Annotated in this window: 27 protein-coding genes; 1 reads left to right on the plus strand and 26 read right to left on the minus strand. The window is 50.2% G+C overall.

The genetic code is table 11. The features are described from left to right. Positions 1 to 7: 7 nt before the first annotated feature. The 24 genes from rpsM to rpsJ form a co-directional block, all read right to left on the minus strand. Positions 8 to 364 (minus strand): 30S ribosomal protein S13, encoded by a 357-nt coding sequence (rpsM, locus tag N5C09_RS21130; RefSeq protein ID WP_003863308.1) that lies wholly within the window; start codon positions 362 to 364, stop codon positions 8 to 10. A 146-nt stretch (positions 365 to 510) separates the two neighbouring features. Continuing rightward, positions 511 to 627, minus strand: coding sequence for a 50S ribosomal protein L36 (rpmJ, locus tag N5C09_RS21135; protein ID WP_000868187.1), 117 nt, complete (start codon positions 625 to 627; stop codon positions 511 to 513). 31 nt (positions 628 to 658) lie between these two features. Then, positions 659 to 1,990, minus strand: coding sequence for a preprotein translocase subunit SecY (gene secY, locus N5C09_RS21140; RefSeq protein ID WP_003863305.1), 1,332 nt, complete (start codon positions 1,988 to 1,990; stop codon positions 659 to 661). Between the two features lie 7 nt (positions 1,991 to 1,997). Next, positions 1,998 to 2,432 (minus strand): 50S ribosomal protein L15, encoded by a 435-nt coding sequence (rplO, locus tag N5C09_RS21145; protein ID WP_003863304.1) that lies wholly within the window; start codon positions 2,430 to 2,432, stop codon positions 1,998 to 2,000. A gap of 3 nt (positions 2,433 to 2,435) precedes the next feature. After that, positions 2,436 to 2,615: a 50S ribosomal protein L30 gene (gene rpmD / locus N5C09_RS21150; protein WP_003863301.1), complete on the minus strand. Its 180-nt coding sequence runs from the start codon at positions 2,613 to 2,615 to the stop codon at positions 2,436 to 2,438. A gap of 6 nt (positions 2,616 to 2,621) precedes the next feature. Then, positions 2,622 to 3,122, minus strand: a complete 501-nt coding sequence (rpsE, locus tag N5C09_RS21155) for a 30S ribosomal protein S5 (protein WP_003863299.1) — start codon at positions 3,120 to 3,122, stop codon at positions 2,622 to 2,624. 14 nt (positions 3,123 to 3,136) lie between these two features. Then, positions 3,137 to 3,490 carry a 50S ribosomal protein L18 gene (gene rplR, locus N5C09_RS21160; RefSeq protein WP_003863297.1) on the minus strand — a complete coding sequence of 118 codons (354 nt, stop codon included), beginning with the start codon at positions 3,488 to 3,490 and terminating at the stop codon, positions 3,137 to 3,139. 9 nt (positions 3,491 to 3,499) lie between these two features. Next, positions 3,500 to 4,033 carry a 50S ribosomal protein L6 gene (gene rplF, locus N5C09_RS21165; RefSeq protein ID WP_003863296.1) on the minus strand — a complete coding sequence of 178 codons (534 nt, stop codon included), beginning with the start codon at positions 4,031 to 4,033 and terminating at the stop codon, positions 3,500 to 3,502. A gap of 12 nt (positions 4,034 to 4,045) precedes the next feature. After that, positions 4,046 to 4,438, minus strand: a complete 393-nt coding sequence (rpsH, locus tag N5C09_RS21170) for a 30S ribosomal protein S8 (RefSeq protein WP_006178918.1) — start codon at positions 4,436 to 4,438, stop codon at positions 4,046 to 4,048. 30 nt (positions 4,439 to 4,468) lie between these two features. Next, positions 4,469 to 4,774: a 30S ribosomal protein S14 gene (rpsN, locus tag N5C09_RS21175; RefSeq protein ID WP_003863291.1), complete on the minus strand. Its 306-nt coding sequence runs from the start codon at positions 4,772 to 4,774 to the stop codon at positions 4,469 to 4,471. 14 nt (positions 4,775 to 4,788) lie between these two features. Then, positions 4,789 to 5,328 (minus strand): 50S ribosomal protein L5, encoded by a 540-nt coding sequence (rplE, locus tag N5C09_RS21180; RefSeq protein WP_022649589.1) that lies wholly within the window; start codon positions 5,326 to 5,328, stop codon positions 4,789 to 4,791. Between the two features lie 14 nt (positions 5,329 to 5,342). Beyond that, positions 5,343 to 5,657 (minus strand): 50S ribosomal protein L24, encoded by a 315-nt coding sequence (rplX, locus tag N5C09_RS21185; protein ID WP_003863287.1) that lies wholly within the window; start codon positions 5,655 to 5,657, stop codon positions 5,343 to 5,345. Between the two features lie 10 nt (positions 5,658 to 5,667). After that, positions 5,668 to 6,039 carry a 50S ribosomal protein L14 gene (gene rplN / locus N5C09_RS21190; RefSeq protein WP_002919748.1) on the minus strand — a complete coding sequence of 124 codons (372 nt, stop codon included), beginning with the start codon at positions 6,037 to 6,039 and terminating at the stop codon, positions 5,668 to 5,670. 166 nt (positions 6,040 to 6,205) lie between these two features. Then, positions 6,206 to 6,460, minus strand: coding sequence for a 30S ribosomal protein S17 (gene rpsQ, locus N5C09_RS21195; protein WP_002438707.1), 255 nt, complete (start codon positions 6,458 to 6,460; stop codon positions 6,206 to 6,208). After that, entirely contained in the window at positions 6,460 to 6,651 is a 192-nt protein-coding gene (gene rpmC / locus N5C09_RS21200) for a 50S ribosomal protein L29 (protein ID WP_003863282.1), read from the minus strand. The genes rpsQ and rpmC overlap by 1 nt, the downstream gene beginning before the upstream one ends. Then, entirely contained in the window at positions 6,651 to 7,061 is a 411-nt protein-coding gene (gene rplP, locus N5C09_RS21205) for a 50S ribosomal protein L16 (protein ID WP_002919759.1), read from the minus strand. The genes rpmC and rplP overlap by 1 nt, the downstream gene beginning before the upstream one ends. A gap of 12 nt (positions 7,062 to 7,073) precedes the next feature. Next, entirely contained in the window at positions 7,074 to 7,775 is a 702-nt protein-coding gene (gene rpsC / locus N5C09_RS21210; protein WP_000529945.1) for a 30S ribosomal protein S3, read from the minus strand. 17 nt (positions 7,776 to 7,792) lie between these two features. After that, complete coding sequence (rplV, locus tag N5C09_RS21215) at positions 7,793 to 8,125, minus strand: 50S ribosomal protein L22 (protein ID WP_002919773.1); 333 nt, start codon at positions 8,123 to 8,125, stop codon at positions 7,793 to 7,795. Positions 8,126 to 8,139: 14 nt separating this feature from the next. Further along, the gene (gene rpsS, locus N5C09_RS21220; RefSeq protein WP_001138117.1) at positions 8,140 to 8,418 is read right to left on the minus strand and encodes a 30S ribosomal protein S19; all 279 of its coding nucleotides are present in this window, start codon (positions 8,416 to 8,418) and stop codon (positions 8,140 to 8,142) included. A 16-nt stretch (positions 8,419 to 8,434) separates the two neighbouring features. Continuing rightward, positions 8,435 to 9,256 carry a 50S ribosomal protein L2 gene (gene rplB, locus N5C09_RS21225; RefSeq protein WP_000301859.1) on the minus strand — a complete coding sequence of 274 codons (822 nt, stop codon included), beginning with the start codon at positions 9,254 to 9,256 and terminating at the stop codon, positions 8,435 to 8,437. Positions 9,257 to 9,273: 17 nt separating this feature from the next. Continuing rightward, positions 9,274 to 9,576: a 50S ribosomal protein L23 gene (rplW, locus tag N5C09_RS21230; protein ID WP_000617546.1), complete on the minus strand. Its 303-nt coding sequence runs from the start codon at positions 9,574 to 9,576 to the stop codon at positions 9,274 to 9,276. Further along, entirely contained in the window at positions 9,573 to 10,178 is a 606-nt protein-coding gene (gene rplD, locus N5C09_RS21235) for a 50S ribosomal protein L4 (protein WP_000424395.1), read from the minus strand. Before rplD ends, rplW begins: the two co-directional genes overlap by 4 nt. A 10-nt stretch (positions 10,179 to 10,188) precedes the next feature. Further along, complete coding sequence (gene rplC / locus N5C09_RS21240) at positions 10,189 to 10,818, minus strand: 50S ribosomal protein L3 (RefSeq protein WP_003863274.1); 630 nt, start codon at positions 10,816 to 10,818, stop codon at positions 10,189 to 10,191. Between the two features lie 32 nt (positions 10,819 to 10,850). Next, positions 10,851 to 11,162, minus strand: a complete 312-nt coding sequence (gene rpsJ / locus N5C09_RS21245; protein WP_001181005.1) for a 30S ribosomal protein S10 — start codon at positions 11,160 to 11,162, stop codon at positions 10,851 to 10,853. 380 nt (positions 11,163 to 11,542) lie between these two features. Between rpsJ and N5C09_RS21250 the strand changes: the two genes are divergently transcribed. Continuing rightward, on the plus strand, positions 11,543 to 12,016 hold the full coding sequence (locus N5C09_RS21250) for an A24 family peptidase (protein ID WP_279749817.1): 474 nt from the start codon (positions 11,543 to 11,545) through the stop codon (positions 12,014 to 12,016). On the opposite strand, the gene bfr is transcribed toward N5C09_RS21250, so the two are convergent. Further along, a complete protein-coding gene (gene bfr, locus N5C09_RS21255) occupies positions 12,000 to 12,476 on the minus strand; it encodes a bacterioferritin (protein ID WP_003863270.1) in 477 nt (158 codons plus the stop codon). The genes N5C09_RS21250 and bfr overlap by 17 nt on opposite strands. Positions 12,477 to 12,548: 72 nt before the next feature. Continuing rightward, positions 12,549 to 12,743 carry a bacterioferritin-associated ferredoxin gene (gene bfd, locus N5C09_RS21260; RefSeq protein ID WP_003863268.1) on the minus strand — a complete coding sequence of 65 codons (195 nt, stop codon included), beginning with the start codon at positions 12,741 to 12,743 and terminating at the stop codon, positions 12,549 to 12,551. Positions 12,744 to 12,926 lie beyond the last annotated feature (183 nt).

Here is a 12,926-nt window from a genome sequence, read left to right on the forward strand (position 1 = left end):
ACCCCGATTATTTCTTGATCGGTTTGCGCGGACCCTTACGGGTACGTGCGTTGGTCTTAGTACGCTGACCGCGCACTGGCAGACCACGACGATGACGCAAACCGCGATAGCAACCAAGATCCATCAGGCGCTTGATGCTCATGCTGATTTCACGGCGCAGATCACCTTCAACGACAAATTTGGCAACTTCGTCACGCAGCGTGTCGATTTGTTCTTCAGACAGCTCACTGATCTTAACATCTTCAGCGATACCCGCTGCAGCCAGAATGGCTTTAGAACGGGTCTTGCCGACGCCGTAGATCGAAGTTAATGCGATCACAGCATGTTTCTGATCAGGAATGTTAATGCCTGCTATACGGGCCACTATGCACTCCTACTATTTAATATGTACGCACCATGCTGAAAAGCCCGTTTTCAGGATACTCAAATGGAAACGTACAGACATACAAAAGATTGGCTGGCTAATCTAGCCAGCTCAACCCAACTTTGCAAGAAAAATATGCGAAATAATCAGCCTTGGCGCTGTTTATGCTTCGGCTCGGCACTGCAAATCACACGGATGACACCATCACGCTTAACGATTTTGCAGTTACGGCATAATTTCTTGACGGAAGCACGAACTTTCATTTTTACTCTCCGTAACTTCTCAGGCGACCAGTTAGCGGCCGTAGCCTTTCAGGTTCGCCTTCTTCAATGCAGACTCATACTGACTGGACATCATCAGAGTTTGCACTTGAGCCATAAAGTCCATAATCACGACAACAACGATAAGCAGTGAGGTCCCACCGAAGTAGAACGGTACTTTCATTGCATCACGCATGAACTCCGGGATCAGGCAGATAAAAGTAATATAAAGCGCACCAACCAAAGTCAGGCGAGTCATTACTTTATCGATATACTTCGCCGTTTGCTCTCCCGGACGAATTCCTGGTACAAATGCACCGGACTTCTTCAGGTTATCTGCTGTTTCACGCGGGTTGAAGACCAACGCCGTGTAGAAGAAACAGAAGAAGATGATCGCAGACGCATAGAGTAACACATAAAGTGGTTGCCCAGGCTGCAAATACAGCGAAATTGTTGTCAGCCAGTTCCAACCAGTACCGCCCCCGAACCATGACGCGATGGTTGCCGGGAACAGAATAATACTGGAAGCAAAGATAGCCGGGATAACCCCCGCCATATTCACTTTCAGCGGTAAATGTGTGCTCTGTGCAGCATAGACACGACGACCCTGTTGACGCTTAGCGTAGTTCACCACAATGCGGCGTTGACCACGTTCAACGAAGACAACAAAGAACGTCACTGCAAATACTAATACTGCAACCAACAGCAACAGGAGGAAGTGCAGGTCGCCTTGACGCGCTTGCTCGATAGTATGGGCGATGGCCGGCGGGAGACCCGCAACGATACCGGCGAAGATAATGATTGAGATACCGTTACCGATACCTCGTTCAGTAATCTGTTCGCCGAGCCACATCAGGAACATGGTCCCTGTGACCAGACTAACAACAGCGGTGAAATAGAATGCAAAGCCTGGGTTTAATACCAAGCCCTGCATACCAGGCATATTCGGAAGACCGGTAGCAATACCGATCGACTGGAATATTGCCAGCACCAGAGTGCCGTAACGGGTGTACTGGCTAATCTTACGACGTCCAGACTCCCCTTCTTTCTTCAGCTCTGCCAGGGCCGGATGAACGACCGTCAGCAGTTGGATAATAATCGATGCCGAAATGTACGGCATAATACCCAGTGCGAAGATAGAAGCACGGCTGAGAGCACCACCAGAGAACATGTTGAACATTTCAATGATGGTGCCTCGCTGTTGCTCAAGCAGTTTGGCAAGTACAGCGGCATCAATACCAGGGATCGGAATAAAAGAGCCAATACGGAACACAATCAGCGCGCCGATTACAAACAGCAGTCTGCGTTTCAGCTCGCCAAATCCACCTTTGGCACTTTGAAAATCTAATCCCGGTTGCTTAGCCATCTGCTACTTATTCCTCAATTTTACCGCCAGCAGCTTCGATAGCAGCACGAGCACCTTTAGTAACACGCAGGCCACGAACAGTTACCGGAGTAGAAACTTCACCAGCCAGGATCACTTTCGCGAACTCGATCTGGATACCGATAATGTTAGCCGCTTTCAGCGTGTTCAGGTCTACAACGCCGCCTTCAACTTTCGCCAGGTCAGACAGACGGATTTCCGCTGTGATCGCTGCTTTGCGAGAGGTGAAGCCGAACTTCGGCAGACGACGGTACAGTGGCATCTGGCCACCCTCGAAACCGCGACGTACGCCACCGCCAGAACGAGAGTTCTGACCTTTGTGACCACGACCACCGGTTTTGCCGAGGCCAGAACCGATACCACGACCCAGGCGTTTACCCGCCTTTTTAGAGCCTTCGGCCGGAGACAGAGTATTTAAACGCATCTCTTACTCCTCAACTTTAACCATGAAGTAAACCGCGTTGACCATACCACGAACAGCAGGAGTATCCTCGCGCTCAACGGTATGACCAATACGACGCAGACCCAGGCCAAGCAGCGTTGCCTTGTGTTTCGGCAGACGACCGATTGCACTGCGGGTTTGAGTGATTTTAATAGTCTTTGCCATGGTCAATTACCCCAGAATTTCTTCAACGGATTTACCACGCTTGGCAGCGACCATTTCTGGAGAATTCATATTTTCCAGGCCATCAATAGTTGCACGAACCACGTTGATCGGGTTGGTGGAACCATATGCTTTAGCCAGAACGTTATGAACTCCAGCAACTTCCAGAACGGCGCGCATTGCACCACCGGCGATGATACCGGTACCTTCGGAAGCTGGCTGCATGAATACACGAGAACCCGTGTGAACACCTTTAACTGGGTGTTGCAGGGTACCGTTGTTCAGCGCGACGTTAATCATATTGCGACGGGCTTTTTCCATCGCTTTCTGGATCGCTGCTGGAACTTCACGCGCTTTACCGTAACCAAAACCAACGCGACCGTTACCATCACCAACTACAGTCAGAGCTGTGAAGGAGAAAATACGACCACCTTTAACGGTTTTAGATACGCGGTTTACCGCGATCAGCTTTTCCTGCAGTTCGCCAGCCTGTTTTTCGATGTGAGCCATCTTACACCTCTACCTTAGAACTGAAGGCCAGCTTCACGGGCAGCATCTGCCAGTGCCTGGACACGACCATGATATTGGAACCCGGAACGGTCAAAGGAAACATTGCTGATGCCTTTTTCCAGAGCGCGTTCTGCAACAGCTTTACCTACAGCTGCAGCGGCGTCTTTGTTACCGGTATACTTCAATTGTTCTGAGATAGCTTTTTCTACAGTAGAAGCAGCTACCAGAACTTCAGAACCGTTCGGTGCAATTACCTGTGCGTAAATATGACGCGGGGTACGATGTACCACCAGGCGAGTTGCACCCAGCTCTTTGAGCTTGCGGCGTGCGCGGGTCGCACGACGGATACGAGCAGATTTCTTATCCATAGTGTTACCTTACTTCTTCTTAGCCTCTTTGGTACGCACGACTTCGTCGGCGTAACGAACACCCTTGCCTTTATAAGGCTCAGGACGACGGTAGGCGCGCAGATCTGCTGCAACCTGACCGATCAGCTGTTTATCAGCGCCTTTCAGCACGATTTCAGTCTGAGTCGGACATTCTGCAGTGATACCGGCCGGCAGCGGATGCTCAACAGGGTGTGAGAAGCCCAGAGACAGGCCTACTGCATTCCCTTTGATAGCTGCACGATAACCTACACCAACCAGCTGAAGCTTTTTAGTGAAGCCTTCGGTAACACCAACAACCATTGAGTTCAGCAGGGCACGCGCGGTACCAGCCTGAGCCCATCCATCCACGAAACCATCACGTGGACCGAAGGTCAGAGCGTTATCTGCATGTTTAACTTCAACAGCTTTGTTGAGGGTACGAGTCAGCTCGCCGTTTTTACCTTTGATCGTAATAACCTGACCGTCGATTTTTACATCAACGCCGGCAGGAATAACGACCGGTGCTTTAGCAACACGAGACATTCTTTCCTCCGATTAGGCTACGTAGCAGATAATTTCGCCACCAAGACCAGCCTGGCGCGCTGCACGATCAGTCATAACACCTTTAGAGGTAGAAACAACTGCGATACCAAGACCAGCCATTACTTTTGGCAGCTCATCTTTTTTCTTATAGATGCGCAGGCCTGGGCGGCTGACACGCTGAATGCTTTCTACAACAGCTTTACCCTGGAAATACTTGAGAGTAAGTTCCAGTTCCGGCTTGGTGTCGCCTTCAACTTTAAAATCTTCGATAAAACCTTCTTCCTTCAGCACGTTGGCAATTGCCACTTTCAGCTTGGCGGAAGGCATGGTGACCGCAACTTTGTTCGCGGCCTGACCGTTACGGATACGGGTCAGCATATCCGCGATCGGATCTTGCATGCTCATCTGTCTTTACTCCCGTGATTCAATTGGTAATTACCAGCTAGCCTTTTTCAAGCCTGGTACTTCACCGCGCATGGCGGCTTCACGCAGTTTGATACGGCTCAACCCAAACTTGCCCACATAACCATGTGGACGACCTGTTTGACGACAGCGGTTACGCTGACGAGACGGGCTGGAATCACGCGGCAGAGACTGCAGCTTGAGAACCGCATTCCAACGATCTTCGTCGGAAGCGTTCACATCAGAAATGATCGCTTTCAGTTCAGCGCGTTTAGCGAAGAATTTATCAGCTAAAGCTACGCGCTTTACTTCGCGTGCTTTCATTGATTGCTTAGCCATTCAGTAACCCTACCTTACTTGCGGAACGGGAAGTCAAAGGCAGCCAGCAGAGCACGGCCTTCTTCGTCAGATTTCGCAGTAGTGGTAATGGTAATATCCAAACCACGCACGCGGTCGACTTTATCGTAGTCGATTTCTGGGAAGATGATCTGCTCACGGACACCCATGCTGTAGTTACCACGACCGTCGAAAGACTTAGCGGACAAGCCACGGAAGTCACGGATACGTGGAACAGCAATAGTGATCAGGCGCTCAAGGAACTCCCACATGCGTTCGCCACGCAGAGTTACTTTACAGCCGATCGGATAGCCCTGACGGATTTTGAAGCCTGCAACAGATTTGCGTGCTTTGGTGATCAGCGGTTTTTGACCGGAGATTGCTGTCAGGTCAGCTGCTGCGTTATCCAGCAGTTTCTTGTCAGCGATCGCTTCACCAACACCCATGTTCAGGGTGATCTTCTCGACCCGAGGGACTTGCATGACAGAATTGTAGCTAAACTCAGTCATGAGTTTGTTAACTACTTCGTCTTTGTAGTAATCATGCAGTTTCGCCATCGTACTACTCCAAATTACTTGATAGTTTCGCTGTTAGACTTGAAGAAACGGACTTTTTTGCCGTCTTCGAATCTAAAGCCTACACGGTCAGCCTTACCGGTAGCCGCATTGAAGATTGCAACGTTAGAAACCTGAATAGCAGCTTCTTTTTCAACGATGCCGCCTGGTTGGTTCAGGGCCGGAACCGGCTTCTGATGTTTCTTAACCAGGTTGATACCTTCAACGACAAGTTTGCCGGAAGACAGAACATTTTTTACTTTACCGCGTTTACCTTTATCTTTACCGGTTAACACGATAACTTCGTCATCACGACGGATTTTCGCTGCCATGATTCGCTCCTTAGAGTACTTCTGGTGCCAGAGAGATAATTTTCATGAACTTCTCAGTACGAAGTTCACGAGTTACCGGCCCAAAGATACGCGTGCCGATAGGCTGCTCGCTGTTATTGTTTAAAATAACGCATGCATTACCATCGAAGCGAATGACAGAACCGTCAGGGCGACGAACACCCTTCTTGGTGCGCACCACTACCGCCTTCAGCACATCACCTTTTTTGACCTTACCACGTGGAATTGCTTCCTTGATGGTGATCTTGATGATGTCGCCTACGCCTGCGTAGCGACGGTGCGAGCCACCCAGAACCTTGATACACATTACGCGACGTGCACCGGAGTTGTCGGCGACGTTCAGCATAGTCTGTTCTTGGATCATTTTAGTGCTCCGCTAATGTCAACTACTACCTGAGACTCTAAAATCAGAGCCGTTAAAAAGCCCCATATCGAGGGCGCGGCATTATAACACCGCTTCTGCAATATGGGTAGAAAAAATAAACGGCTCATCGCTGAGCCGTTTATTCGTATTGAGAATGCGTACTCTATTACAGAACCGCTTTCTCTACAACGCGAACCAGCGTCCAGGACTTAGTCTTGGACAGTGGACGGCATTCACGGATTTCAACCTTGTCGCCGATACCACATTCGTTGTTCTCGTCATGTACGTGCAGTTTGGTCGTACGCTTGATGAATTTACCGTAGATCGGATGTTTCACAAAACGTTCGATAGCTACAACAATGGATTTCTCCATTTTATCGCTAACAACACGACCTTGCAGAGTACGGATTTTATCGGTCATTACGCACCCGCCTTCTGAGTCAGTAAAGTCTTAACGCGCGCAACATTGCGACGCACTTGCTTCAGCAGGTGAGTCTGTTGCAGCTGGCCACTTGCAGCCTGCATACGCAGGTTGAACTGCTCACGCAGCAGGTTCAGCAGCTCAGCGTTCAGCTCTTCAACGCTTTTTTCACGCAGCTCTTTTGCTTTCATTACATCACCGTCTTAGTTACAAAGGTGGTTTTGATAGGCAGTTTCGCTGCTGCCAGGCCGAAGGCTTCACGGGCCAGCTCTTCCGGAACACCGTCCATTTCATAAAGGACTTTGCCCGGTTGGATCAAGGCAACCCAGTACTCCACGTTACCTTTACCTTTACCCATACGAACTTCCAGTGGCTTCTCGGTGATCGGTTTGTCCGGGAATACACGGATCCAGATCTTACCTTGACGCTTAACTGCACGGGTCATTGCACGACGTGCTGCTTCGATCTGACGTGCAGTCAGACGACCACGGCCAACAGCTTTCAGACCGAAAGTGCCGAAGCTAACATCCGTACCCTGCGCCAGACCACGGTTGCGGCCTTTGTGCACTTTACGGAATTTTGTACGCTTTGGTTGTAACATCAGCGACGCTCCTTATTTACGGCCTTTACGCTGCTGCTTTTTAGGTTGAGCAGCCGGTTTTTCCGGTTGTTCAACAGCAGCCATACCACCCAGGATCTCACCTTTGAAGATCCATACCTTAACGCCGATTACACCGTAAGTGGTGTGCGCTTCAGAGGTGTTGTAGTCGATGTCAGCACGCAGAGTGTGCAGCGGTACGCGACCTTCGCGGTACCATTCGGTACGTGCGATTTCCGCGCCGCCCAGACGGCCGCTAACTTCAACTTTGATACCTTTAGCGCCCAGACGCATTGCGTTCTGTACAGCACGCTTCATAGCACGACGGAACATAACGCGACGTTCCAGCTGAGAAGTGATGCTGTCAGCAACCAATTTAGCGTCCAGTTCAGGCTTACGAACTTCAGCGATATTGATCTGTGCAGGAACGCCAGCGATATCCGCTACGACCTTGCGCAGTTTTTCTACGTCTTCGCCTTTCTTACCGATAACGATGCCAGGGCGAGCAGTGTGAATAGTCACACGGATGCTCTTAGCTGGACGCTCGATAACGATACGAGATACAGACGCTTTAGCCAGTTCCTTAGTCAGGTACTGACGTACTTTAAAATCGCTGTCCAGGTTGTCAGCGAATTCTTTGGTGTTCGCAAACCAGGTAGAGTTCCATGGTTTTACAATACCCAGGCGAATACCATTAGGATGTACTTTCTGACCCATTGCTAGTCTCCAGAGTCTCAGCGATCGGACACAACCACAGTAATGTGGCTGGTGCGCTTCAGGATGCGATCTGCACGACCTTTCGCACGCGGCATAATGCGCTTCATGCTTGGGCCTTCATCTACGAAAATTTTCGCGACTTTCAGATCGTCGATGTCAGCGCCATCGTTGTGTTCAGCGTTAGCAATGGCAGATTCCAGTACTTTCTTGACCAATACCGCAGCTTTCTTGTTGGTATAGGTCAGGATGTCCAGGGCCTGCGACACTTTCTTACCGCGAATCAGGTCAGCAACAAGGCGAACCTTCTGTGCAGAAGAACGAGCATGGCGATGTTGAGCTAAAGTTTCCATCTCTTCCTCCTACCTTATTTCTTCTTCGCTTTTTTATCAGCAGCGTGGCCGCGATAAGTACGAGTCGGTGCGAATTCACCCAGTTTGTGACCAACCATTTCGTCGGTAACAAAGACTGGAACGTGCTGACGACCATTATGGACAGCGATGGTCAAACCGATCATGTTAGGAAAGATCGTTGAACGACGGGACCAAGTGCGCAGGGGCTTCTTGTCTCCGCTTTCCACCGCTTTCTCTACCTTCTTCAGCAAGTGCAGGTCAATAAAAGGACCTTTCTTGAGAGAACGTGGCATGGCTTATCCTCTAAAATTATTTGCTACGGCGACGTACGATAAATTTATCAGTACGCTTGTTGCTGCGGGTCTTCTTACCTTTGGTCTGAACGCCCCACGGAGTTACCGGGTGCTTACCAAAGTTACGACCTTCACCACCACCATGTGGGTGATCGACTGGGTTCATCGCAGTACCGCGAACGGTAGGACGAACACCACGCCAGCGTGCAGCACCAGCTTTACCCAGAACGCGCAGCATATGCTCAGCATTGCCAACTTCGCCCAGAGTAGCGCGGCAGTCTGCTTCGACTTTACGCATTTCACCAGAACGCAGACGCAGGGTGACATAAGCACCGTCACGCGCAACGATCTGAACGTAAGTACCCGCGGAACGCGCCAGCTGACCGCCTTTACCTGGTTTCATTTCTACGTTATGAACGGTAGAACCAACCGGGATATTGCGCATCGGCAGGGTGTTGCCTGCTTTGATTGCAGCATCAACGCCAGACTGAATCTGGTCGCCAGCTTTCAGGCCTTTAGGGGCCAGGATGTAACGGCGTTCGCCATCTTTGTACAGAACCAGCGCGATGTTCGCGGAACGGTTCGGATCGTACTCAAGACGCTCAACAACTGCTGGGATACCGTCTTTGTTGCGTTTGAAGTCAACAATACGATAAGCCTGCTTGTGGCCACCACCGATGTGACGAGTGGTGATACGGCCATTGTTGTTACGACCACCGGATTTGCTGTTTTTTTCCAGCAACGGAGCAAAAGGTTTGCCCTTGTGCAGCTCAGGGTTAACCACTTTAACTACGTGGCGACGACCCGGAGATGTCGGTTTACATTTAACAACTGCCATTGTATTACTCCTCCGACTTACTCAGCGCCGCCAACGAAGTCCAGGTTCTGGCCTTCTTTCAGGGTGACGTAAGCTTTTTTCCAGTCGCTACGACGACCGATACGCTGTCCGTGACGTTTAACTTTCCCTTTAACTACCAGGGTGTTAACGACTTCGACTTCGACTTCAAACAGTTTCTGCACAGCAGCTTTGATTTCTGCTTTGGTCGCGTCTTTAGCAACTTTGAGAACGATGGTGTTTGTTTTTTCCATCGCAGTAGACGCTTTTTCAGAAACGTGCGGTGCGCGCAGCACCTTCAGCAGACGTTCTTCACGAATCATGCCAGCATCTCCTCAACTTGCTTAACAGCATCAGCAGTCATTACGACTTTGTCGAAGGCGATCAGGCTAACCGGGTCGATACCAGTCGCGTCGCGTACGTCAACCTTGTGCAGGTTACGCGCGGCCAGGAACAGGTTCTCGTCCAGCTCACCGGTGATGATCAGCACATCTTCCAGAGCCATGTCTTTCAGTTTCTGTGCCAGCAGCTTAGTTTTAGGCGCTTCAACAGAGAACTTCTCGACAACGATCAGACGATCCTGACGTACCAGTTCGGACAGAATGCTTTTCAGCGCGCCGCGGTACATCTTTTTGTTAACTTTTTGACTGTGGTCCTGTGGACGCGCAGCGAAGGTCACGCCACCTGAACGCCAGATCGGGCTCTTGATAGAACCTGAACGCGCACGGCCGGTACCTTTCTGGCGCCATGGCTTTTTGCCAGAACCAGTTACTTCAGCACGAGTCTTCTGAGCACGAGTACCCTGACGAGCACCAGCTGCATAAGCAACAACAACCTGGTGAACCAGCGCTTCGTTGAAATCACGACCGAAGGTAGTTTCGGAAACAGTCAGCGCGCTCTGCGCGTCTTTCAATACTAATTCCATTGCTATCCCCTTACGCCTTCACAGCTGGTTTAACGATCAGGTCGCTACCGGTTGCACCCGGGACCGCACCTTTAACCAGCAGCAGGTTGCGCTCAGCGTCAACACGTACTACGTCCAGGCTCTGAACGGTTACACGTTCGTTACCCAGCTGACCTGCCATTTTCTTGCCTTTGAACACTTTGCCCGGAGTCTGGTTCTGACCGATAGAACCCGGAACGCGGTGAGACAAGGAGTTACCGTGGGTAGCGTCCTGGGTACGGAAGTTCCAGCGCTTAACGGTACCAGCAAAACCTTTACCTTTAGAGGTACCGGTTACGTCAACTTTTTTAACGTCAGCAAACAGCTCAACGCTAATGTCCTGACCTACGGTGAACTCTTCGCCTTCAGCAAGACGGAATTCCCACAGACCACGGCCAGCTTCAACGCCAGCTTTAGCGAAGTGACCCGCTTCTGGTTTGGTTACACGGTTAGCTTTTTTAGCACCAGTGGTAACCTGAATAGCGCGGTAGCCATCGTTAGCCAGATCTTTAACCTGAGTAACGCGGTTTGCTTCAACTTCGATTACGGTTACTGGGATAGAAACGCCATCTTCAGTGAAGATGCGGGTCATACCCACTTTTTTACCGACTAAACCAATCATTGTTTCAACCTCTCAATCGCTCGATGACCTGATTAACCCAGGCTGATCTGCACGTCTACACCGGCAGCCAGATCCAGACGCATCAGAGCATCAACGGTTTTCTCAGTTGGCTCAACGATGTCAACCAGACGCTTGTGAGTGCGGATTTCGTACTGATCACGCGCATCTTTGTTAACGTGCGGAGAGATCAGAACGGTAAAGCGCTCTTTGCGGGTCGGCAGCGGGATCGGACCACGGACTTGCGCACCAGTGCGCTTAGCAGTCTCGACGATTTCCGCGGTTGATTGATCGATCAGACGATGATCAAACGCTTTAAGGCGGATACGGATTCTTTGGTTCTGCATGAGACCAGAGCTCCAATTATTTTATAAACGAAAATGATTACTCCTCAAACCCATTACGATTGATGGGAGAGTGTAACCGTTCTTACGTAGCTCCCCAATTGGGAGCATTGTTGAGTAACAAAGTGAGCTACTCTGGTTCAGATTGAACCCGCCGTCAATTACGACAAGCCCGCGCATTATACGTAAATCTGGGCAAGACGCAAGTGCCGTTTAGAAATTAAGCGCTAAAGGCATAGTGTGCGTGTGGCCACGCAACCTTTTCTGCAATAGCTCTTGTCTCACCGCTTTTCCTGAAGCGGCTACGCAACTGCGGATTTTGCACATTGCCGGGCACAGGAATTAGAAAGAATATGCGCTCAAATCCTTTTGAGGCCTGTACCATGTTAATGACCCTCCCCTTTCTGCTGATCTATTTTTCTCTGTCGGCCTTGCTGATACGCGCAGATATTCGCGATGGACTCCTTCCCGACCGCTTGCTCTGCCCGCTGCTCTGGACGGGCCTGCTTTACCAGCTTTGTCTCCATCCTGATTTTTTACCGAGCGCGGTGGTGGGTGCGATGACAGGCTATGTTGGATTCGCCGCCATCTATTGGGGCTATCGGCTTGTCTGCCAACGTGAAGGGATGGGGTATGGCGATGTAAAATATCTGGCCGCGCTGGGGGCATGGCACGGCTGGTGTGTGCTGCCAATGCTGGCGTTAGTGGCCGCATTGATGGCGCTGCTATACCTGACGGGTTTCTCGTTAATCACCCCAGATAAAGGGGCATTAAAAAACCCACTGCCTTTTGGGCCATTTCTGGCGGCAGCGGGTTTATGCGTTGGCTGGGAAAGCCTGATTAACTTTCCACTTTGATCTGAGACTGGAGATAGTTCTGTAGGCCAATTTTGCTGATGAGATCCAGTTCGGTTTCCAGCCAGTCGATATGCCCTTCTTCATCGGCCAGGATCTGGATCATCATATCGCGGCTGACGTAGTCATGTACGCTATCCGCATAGGCAATGGCTTCACGCAGGTCTTTTGCGCCCTCCAGCTCCAGCCGGAGATCGGAACGCAGCATCTCTTCGACATCCTCGCCGATGCCCAGTTTTCCCAGATCCTGTAGGTTAGGGATGCCTTCAAGGAATAAAATACGCTCAATGTATTTATCGGCGTGTTTCATTTCATCAATGGACTCATGGTATTCCACATCGTTGAGGCGAGTCAGTCCCCAGTTCTTGAACATTCTTGCATGGAGAAAATACTGATTGATTGCGACAAGCTCATTTCCCAATAATTTATTGAGATAACTTATGATTTTAACATCACCTTTCATTATATAGTCCCTCCGCTTCCACTCATTGAAGCGTAGAACGGGCTACGGGGATGTCAAAAAAAAGATAGAGGCTTACGCGATCTCTTTGAATTCCGGGATCTGCATCAGTTCGTCCTGCATGATCTCACGCGCTGCGCGAACGCATTTACCGCATTGATTTCCCACCGGAACAAACTTGCGAAGCTGCTGGAATGATTGTGGCTGAAACTGGCGAACGGCCTGACGAATTTTTTTGTCGCTTACACCATTACATAAACAAACGTACATAAAGACTCCCGTTCAAAATATGCGCAAAGTGTAAGTGAGAATGGTTATGATTACAATAGCACATACGCCAGGATACGGGCCGGGTGCGGTTAAAAAATGCGAAAGTTTGTGACAGGGAAAGGGTCAAAAAATAAAAAAGGACGCCGAAGCGTCCTTTTTATTTCAGGGATAATTAATTAGCCC

The sequence above is a fragment of the Enterobacter sp. GD03975 genome (assembly GCF_029838645.1).
GTDB lineage: Bacteria > Pseudomonadota > Gammaproteobacteria > Enterobacterales > Enterobacteriaceae > Enterobacter > Enterobacter quasihormaechei.

What these genes read in the sequence shown, in the direction of transcription:
- rpmJ (WP_000868187.1), bottom strand. Translation starts at nt 627, where the DNA reads ATGAAAGTTCGTGCTTCCGTCAAGAAATTATGCCGTAACTGCAAAATC.
- secY (WP_003863305.1), bottom strand. Translation starts at nt 1,990, where the DNA reads ATGGCTAAGCAACCGGGATTAGATTTTCAAAGTGCCAAAGGTGGATTT.
- rplO (WP_003863304.1), bottom strand. Translation starts at nt 2,432, where the DNA reads ATGCGTTTAAATACTCTGTCTCCGGCCGAAGGCTCTAAAAAGGCGGGT.
- rpmD (WP_003863301.1), bottom strand. Translation starts at nt 2,615, where the DNA reads ATGGCAAAGACTATTAAAATCACTCAAACCCGCAGTGCAATCGGTCGT.
- rpsE (WP_003863299.1), bottom strand. Translation starts at nt 3,122, where the DNA reads ATGGCTCACATCGAAAAACAGGCTGGCGAACTGCAGGAAAAGCTGATC.
- rplR (WP_003863297.1), bottom strand. Translation starts at nt 3,490, where the DNA reads ATGGATAAGAAATCTGCTCGTATCCGTCGTGCGACCCGCGCACGCCGC.
- rplF (WP_003863296.1), bottom strand. Translation starts at nt 4,033, where the DNA reads ATGTCTCGTGTTGCTAAAGCACCGGTCGTTATTCCTGCCGGCGTTGAT.
- rpsH (WP_006178918.1), bottom strand. Translation starts at nt 4,438, where the DNA reads ATGAGCATGCAAGATCCGATCGCGGATATGCTGACCCGTATCCGTAAC.
- rpsN (WP_003863291.1), bottom strand. Translation starts at nt 4,774, where the DNA reads ATGGCTAAGCAATCAATGAAAGCACGCGAAGTAAAGCGCGTAGCTTTA.
- rplE (WP_022649589.1), bottom strand. Translation starts at nt 5,328, where the DNA reads ATGGCGAAACTGCATGATTACTACAAAGACGAAGTAGTTAACAAACTC.
- rplX (WP_003863287.1), bottom strand. Translation starts at nt 5,657, where the DNA reads ATGGCAGCGAAAATCCGTCGTGATGACGAAGTTATCGTGTTAACCGGT.
- rplN (WP_002919748.1), bottom strand. Translation starts at nt 6,039, where the DNA reads ATGATCCAAGAACAGACTATGCTGAACGTCGCCGACAACTCCGGTGCA.
- rpsQ (WP_002438707.1), bottom strand. Translation starts at nt 6,460, where the DNA reads ATGACCGATAAAATCCGTACTCTGCAAGGTCGTGTTGTTAGCGATAAA.
- rpmC (WP_003863282.1), bottom strand. Translation starts at nt 6,651, where the DNA reads ATGAAAGCAAAAGAGCTGCGTGAAAAAAGCGTTGAAGAGCTGAACGCT.
- rplP (WP_002919759.1), bottom strand. Translation starts at nt 7,061, where the DNA reads ATGTTACAACCAAAGCGTACAAAATTCCGTAAAGTGCACAAAGGCCGC.
- rpsC (WP_000529945.1), bottom strand. Translation starts at nt 7,775, where the DNA reads ATGGGTCAGAAAGTACATCCTAATGGTATTCGCCTGGGTATTGTAAAA.
- rplV (WP_002919773.1), bottom strand. Translation starts at nt 8,125, where the DNA reads ATGGAAACTTTAGCTCAACATCGCCATGCTCGTTCTTCTGCACAGAAG.
- rpsS (WP_001138117.1), bottom strand. Translation starts at nt 8,418, where the DNA reads ATGCCACGTTCTCTCAAGAAAGGTCCTTTTATTGACCTGCACTTGCTG.
- rplB (WP_000301859.1), bottom strand. Translation starts at nt 9,256, where the DNA reads ATGGCAGTTGTTAAATGTAAACCGACATCTCCGGGTCGTCGCCACGTA.
- rplW (WP_000617546.1), bottom strand. Translation starts at nt 9,576, where the DNA reads ATGATTCGTGAAGAACGTCTGCTGAAGGTGCTGCGCGCACCGCACGTT.
- rplD (WP_000424395.1), bottom strand. Translation starts at nt 10,178, where the DNA reads ATGGAATTAGTATTGAAAGACGCGCAGAGCGCGCTGACTGTTTCCGAA.
- rplC (WP_003863274.1), bottom strand. Translation starts at nt 10,818, where the DNA reads ATGATTGGTTTAGTCGGTAAAAAAGTGGGTATGACCCGCATCTTCACT.
- rpsJ (WP_001181005.1), bottom strand. Translation starts at nt 11,162, where the DNA reads ATGCAGAACCAAAGAATCCGTATCCGCCTTAAAGCGTTTGATCATCGT.
- N5C09_RS21250 (WP_279749817.1), top strand. Translation starts at nt 11,543, where the DNA reads ATGTTAATGACCCTCCCCTTTCTGCTGATCTATTTTTCTCTGTCGGCC.
- bfr (WP_003863270.1), bottom strand. Translation starts at nt 12,476, where the DNA reads ATGAAAGGTGATGTTAAAATCATAAGTTATCTCAATAAATTATTGGGA.
- bfd (WP_003863268.1), bottom strand. Translation starts at nt 12,743, where the DNA reads ATGTACGTTTGTTTATGTAATGGTGTAAGCGACAAAAAAATTCGTCAG.